Annotated in this window: 5 protein-coding genes; all 5 read right to left on the bottom strand. The window is 44.6% G+C overall.

Going from position 1 to position 5,919, the window contains the following annotated elements; all coding sequences use genetic code 11:
* The coding region (locus tag A3756_RS21930; RefSeq protein WP_156490680.1) for a sigma-54 dependent transcriptional regulator at positions 1-731 on the bottom strand (731 nt) is incomplete at its 3' end.
* 52 nt (positions 732-783) lie between these two features.
* On the bottom strand, positions 784-2,424 hold the full coding sequence (locus A3756_RS21925; RefSeq protein ID WP_068512252.1) for a PAS domain-containing sensor histidine kinase: 1,641 nt from the start codon (positions 2,422-2,424) through the stop codon (positions 784-786).
* Between the two features lie 22 nt (positions 2,425-2,446).
* Entirely contained in the window at positions 2,447-4,393 is a 1,947-nt protein-coding gene (locus A3756_RS21920; protein WP_197469783.1) for a diguanylate cyclase, read from the bottom strand.
* A 182-nt stretch (positions 4,394-4,575) separates the two neighbouring features.
* Positions 4,576-5,340, bottom strand: coding sequence for an exodeoxyribonuclease III (locus A3756_RS21915; protein WP_068508849.1), 765 nt, complete (start codon positions 5,338-5,340; stop codon positions 4,576-4,578).
* 253 nt (positions 5,341-5,593) lie between these two features.
* The gene (locus tag A3756_RS21910; protein WP_068508847.1) at positions 5,594-5,878 is read right to left on the bottom strand and encodes a YebG family protein; all 285 of its coding nucleotides are present in this window, start codon (positions 5,876-5,878) and stop codon (positions 5,594-5,596) included.
* Between the last annotated feature and the right edge of the window lie 41 nt (positions 5,879-5,919).

The raw sequence follows: 5,919 nt of genomic DNA, 5'->3' as shown, positions 1-5,919 counted from the left end.
GGTAGGTCGGCGACTTCATCTAAAAATAGAGTGCCGCCGTCAGCTGCCCGAAATAGCCCGGATTTATCTTCGATTGCTCCACTAAAGCTACCTTTTTTGTGGCCAAAGAATTCACTCTCTACCAGCTCACTAGGAATAGCCCCACAGTTGACCGGGACAAAGCGGCCGGTACTAGCGCGAGGGCTGTTTTGATGAATCATTTTAGCGACCAGCTCTTTACCGCTACCTGACTCACCAGAAATATAAATTGGAGCTTGGCTACGTGCCAGTTTATCGATCTGTTTGTTGAGCTTCTGAATGGCTTTTGTTTTGCCTTTTATGTGCTCGGGTTGAGTGCTAGAGGGACTTTCGTTTGCCTTACGTTTTGATAACTCTAATGCGCTGGTCACCAGCCCTCGTAGCTGATTAAGGTCAACAGGCTTTGAAATAAAATCAAAAGCACCAGCCTTAAGGGCACTGATGGCTGTTTCGACGTTGCCGTACGCGGTAATCATGGCAACGGGCATATCGGGATGATTTTTTTGTATGAACGACACGAGATCAATGCCGTTGCCATCAGGCAAATTCATATCGGTGAGACAAAGGTCAAAGCTTTGTTCACTTAGGTAGGCCTTGGCGTCCATGATTGTCGCACTGCTACAGGTGTCTATCCCCATACGCATGAGTGTGATTTCTAACAGCTCTCGAATATCAGGTTCATCGTCGATAATTAAGGCGCGTTGCTTGGTCATATATTGAGTCTTGTCTGTCGCTTAGAAAGCATTAAGAAGAATAAGCCTATTGTTAAACAATTCGCTTGTGGTGAGCAAATACAATTCGAAAGCACGCACCAAGCTTAAGGTCTTTAAGAGCCTGATAAGCCTTATTGTCTAGTCGATGGTTATCAAACTTCCAATGCTGATGAAATTCGGTACTGGCCGGGTTGATATAGTCCAGATGAGCTTGGTTTGCTTCGCAGATTTCTCGTGATAAATACAAACCAAGTCCTGTGCCCTGAGATTCAGTGGTGAAGAATGGTTCAAATAAATGATGGGAGTTCTCTTCAGAGACTCCTTCACCCTGATCGATTACTTCGATATAGGCTTGGCCATCCTTTGTGGTTTTGGATAGCAATATAAATAACTGTGCGCTGCAATCTGACTTTAAGCCATGCCTAAGCCCATTGTCGATCAGGTTGATAAACACTTGCTCCATTTGGCTTGGGTCAAAGCGTGCTGTTGCGTCTTTGTCTGCAAGTATAATATTAATTCTGTCTGATGAGTGCAGGTGCCCTTTATATTCGCCGACGATTTTATCAATCCAGTTGGCCAAGGTGATGTCTTCAACTTCTGGCTCTGTTCGACGACTAAGTTGCAGAGTGTTTTCAATGATCTGATTTACACGCTTTGAGTGACGCTGGATGATATCCGTCATCTTATGGTCTGCCGGGTCAAGGTTTTCAGACTCAGCCAGGAGTTGTGTTGCGTGGCTAATTGCTCCTAATGGGTTTCTAACTTCATGCGCTATACTTGCGGTTAAGCGACCGAGAGAGGCCAGTTTCATATGTTGAGCTTGTTGCGCAGTCTTGCGAGTATCATCTAAAAAAACCAGGATGTCAGACTCTGCTTCATTTTGTAAGCGAGAGAAATTTGCCTGAACCAAAGGTTTTTCCTGGCTGACTCGAAAGGGAGTTGTACGTACGCCGGGTGCTTCTTTCCATAATGTTAGCCTATCAGCAATCAAGGAAGGTAAGGGCTGCTTTTCCGCCAGGCTGACTAAATCCAGGCAGGCATGGTTGATTAATTTAACCTCGCCTTGCTCACTACAGACGATAATACCTGTTCTCATGCTCTGGATAATCTGGTGGTTAAGCTTTTCCAGCTTTCTTAAATCTTGCTCTTGTTGTTTAAGTAAAGATTCATTTTCCGAAATCTTGATCGACAAATATTGGAGTATATAGGCACTCGCAAAGTACATGCAGCCAATCAGACCTGTCCGCGGGACATCGGAAAGTGAATTGAAGCCGTTAAGGAAGCGCTCACCCTCAATTAAAATAGTAAGCAGTGTGGCCCAGGCAGCGAATGAAAGTCCTATCCGTCCTCGAATAATGATATTACCTGCGGCGACACTGATAATGATCAGGTTAGCCAAACCACCAGAGATACCCGAGGCAAAATAGAACAAGGCATGCAAGAGCAGTATATCGAGAAGTAATGTAATAAAAATTTGCTTGGGGTGAGCGTCGATGAGAAAGCGAAATGCGAGTAGCCAAAAGAGGTTCAGCCCTAAATAAATTGGCGTAAGCGCCTCAAATATTAGAGGTGAGCGAAATTCTTGTACCACGCTGTGTTGCGATATTGATATTCCAAATAGCAGAATACTGACAACGACTCGATAAAAGTTATAGTAATTAAAAAGAGACTGGCTTTGCGGGGAGGTTTCCATAAACTTGGTTCTTGGGTCGTACTTATTCTGGTGTGGTAGGGGCGCCCGGATTGTTCCAGAGCTTTACCTGATTTCTGCCGTTATTCTTAGCTTCATACATTGCAATATCGGCACGCGTGACGAGCTCGTCAGCAGTCTTGGGGGACTTTTGAGATAAGCTGGATACACCAAAACTTGCAGTAAACTCGATAATATTGCCGTTTGATTCGAAGGCAGAGTTTGAAAATTCTTGGCATAGGGTGTTGGCAACATGCTCAGCTTCATTCAATGAGGTATCAACAAGCAAAATAATAAATTCTTCACCTCCGTAGCGCGCGATGATATCGCCTGAACGTGTGATAGTGTTTTTTAGAATTACTGCGGCATGGCGGAGGCATTCGTCTCCAGTTTTATGCCCATAGTTATCATTGATCGATTTGAAACGATCTAAATCGCATAATATGACAGACAACTCGCGGCGGTGCCGTTCAGCTCTTTTTAGCTCGATATGCAGGCGTGATTCAAAGTGCCGGCGATTGAATAGAGTGGTCAAGGAGTCGGTTGTAGAGGCTAACTCCAGGCGATTATTTGCTTGCTCAAGCTCGGTGAGCGCTCGTTGCATGGATTGAGTCCGCTCACGGACTTTGGACTCTAGCTGGGCATTGATAGTGGTTTGTGTTTCCAATAATTGCTCTTGCGACTCTCGTAGCCTCTTTTCACTTGAAAGTACAGATTCCTGGGCGAGAATGCGCATTTCTTTTTCACGGTTTATTCGGTTGGCTAGAGCAAGAGAAAGCAGGGATACCAAAAATAGAACACCAATTTGCCCTGCATTATTGGTAAAGAAATTGGCCGTCACGAGCCCGAATTTAACCGCGCCTAATGTACCAATCCCCAAGAAAGTTGTGGTCCAGGCGAGGCAGTAGTAGCGAGCATCAGAATGTCCCCGGAACAAAGCGATATACCCGAGTAGCATTGACATGGTGCAATTGATTAAAGCAAGAGCGCTGTTTAGACGTATCGTAATGCTATATGAAATGATAAAGGTCAGCACAAATGAGATGCTGGACACGACTGCTAAAGCTTGTGCAATGCGATAAGCTTTTGGGTTGGTTTCTTTGAGCTTTAAAAACTCAATAATCAGCACTAAAACGGTAATATTACAACCGCCGATAAAAACGGATATCGCGTAGCTATTCCATTCTAGAGCCTCTGGCCATAGATAGGCAAAGCCATAACCCTTTAGGCTTATTTGAAAGAGCAAGTAACTGAAAACGAAAAGAACATAGTAGAAATAGCTCATTTCCCTGATAGAGAAAAATAGCAATAAATTATAGATGACCATGATGCCGATGACGCCTGCCCAGATACCTTGCATCAGGTGGTCGTCAGAAGAAAATTTGGCATGACTCTCGGTGTCCCAGAGTATTAATGGTGCTTCGATAGTTCCCGCGGAAGCGATTCGCATGACGAACTCATTGCTTCCTTTGTTCAGTGTATACGGTAAAACAAAGTTTTGATGGCTTATTGGTCTTTGCTCAAAGGGATAGGTGTCACCGACTACATGCTGAGCAACAACTTGCCCTTTATTTACTTGATATAGTTCTACCTTATCCAGAAAAGGAATGGCTAGCTCTAGGTAAACATCGCTGGGCTTGTTGCTTGGGTTATCAATTCTAAACTTAAACCAAAAAGCTGAGTTGGTGAAGCCAAAGTTTGGGGAGGCTCGTTGTATGTGCTTCCATGCGTGTGTTTTATTTAGAATTGTATTAATACTATGGCGATGCTCCTCATCCTCTAAGTAGAGCATTTTTGAGCCTATCGGAATGCCTTGGCTTTTACCTGGTGTGTAAATTGTTGTGGGTGTAATACTCTGGTTAGGCGTAATGAAGCGGGTTTGGTCTGTTATCGATAAATTATCAGCATGAGCGCAGGTCACTGACATGAGTGCAATAATAAGCAAGCAGCAGCTAAAAGAACGCTTTATCAAATCCCTAATCTGGGGGCACATGGATGAGAGCACTAACAAACCTTGAACTAATGGCGAAAGAGTTGGACTGAAAAGGTCGTAATTTCCAGTTGATCTTTAAAAGTATAGGGCAAGTTGAGTGCTTGTCACGTTGACCAAGGATAAATCAACGTGACGAAGTTGGTATTCGTGGGATCTTACGTCTAAAGCGCTAGATCGATCTGAACAGGGCAATGGTCAGAACCCATAATATCGTTGAGAATATCGGCGGCTTTGATGTTGTCGCGCAAGCTTTGGGAGGCGAGGAAGTAATCAATCCTCCAGCCTACGTTCTTCGCACGGGCGCCGGCTCGATAGCTCCACCAACTATATTTGACGGTTTCAGGGTTTAGTTCTCGGTAAGTGTCTATAAAACCAGACGCAACGTAGCGGTCTAAACCGTCAATTTCTGCCTGCGTGTAGCCAGCACTTTTATTGTAGTTGGGCTTGGGACGGGCCAGGTCGATGTCTTTGTGCGCAACATTCAGGTCGCCACATAAGATAACTGGCTTGCTTTCTTCGAGTTTCTTTAAATAATCATTGAAGTCTTTGTCCCACTCTTGACGATAAGGCAAACGTTTAAGCTCACTACCAGAGTTTGGGGTGTAGACAGTAACCAAGTAAAAGCCGTCATACTCAGCAGCAATCACTCGACCTTCCTGATCGTGCTCTTCAATTCCCATATCGTATTGGACAGAAATAGGTGCGTGTTTGGTCAGAATAGCTGTGCCTGAGTAGCCTTTCTTCTCGGCAGAGTTACAGTAGATATGATAGCCCTCAAGATCTTTAAGTGCTTCCATCACCTGATCATCCTGGGCTTTGGTTTCTTGCAAGCATAGAACATCTGTTTCCATAGATTCGAGAGAGGAGAGAAAGTCTTTCTTCATCACCGCTCGAATACCGTTAACATTCCAAGAAACCAATCGCATTATAAAACCTCTCTTTAAATCAAATAACGTACACCAATTAATGCTCGCTAGAGCAGACGTACAGAAACGAGGGAGAGAGTTTAGTGAAAAAGGTTAAGGAAGAACAGGCTTAGGCACGATTTCGCAAATGACAGGTCAGTGGGTTCGCCGTAATTTGGTGTACACGAACCACCCTGTTATGGTGGTGAGGGAGTGTGGGGCCTTATAGGGTGCGCACTGCGCACCGCTAGTCGTGGCAAGGAGGCCTAGGGCGCTACGAGCCGCTGGCCTCATTAATGTCAGTCACATTCTGAGGATTGCTCAATTCCTCTAGAACTTCTGGTTTGCCCTTACATGCTTGAATAATCAGCTCCTTATGCTTGGCAAGTAAGAGGCCAAAGGATTCTGCTTGAGCTTCATCTACACCCGCTATTTGGCTTTCAATTAAGGTCGTAAATTGCTCACCAAGCTCTAGCATTTTGTCGTGAGCGTCTGCATCTTTTTTGTTTTCAAACATGGCACCGTCCCGATCACATTTCCACATTGCAATGACTGGCATGACTCTTCTCCATCAAGCGATTATCAATTTAACTGTATATT

The organism is Oleiphilus sp. HI0086 (assembly GCF_001635225.1).
The sequence above is the reverse complement of the archived record's forward strand: the minus strand, read 5'-3'. Positions and strand labels throughout refer to the sequence as shown.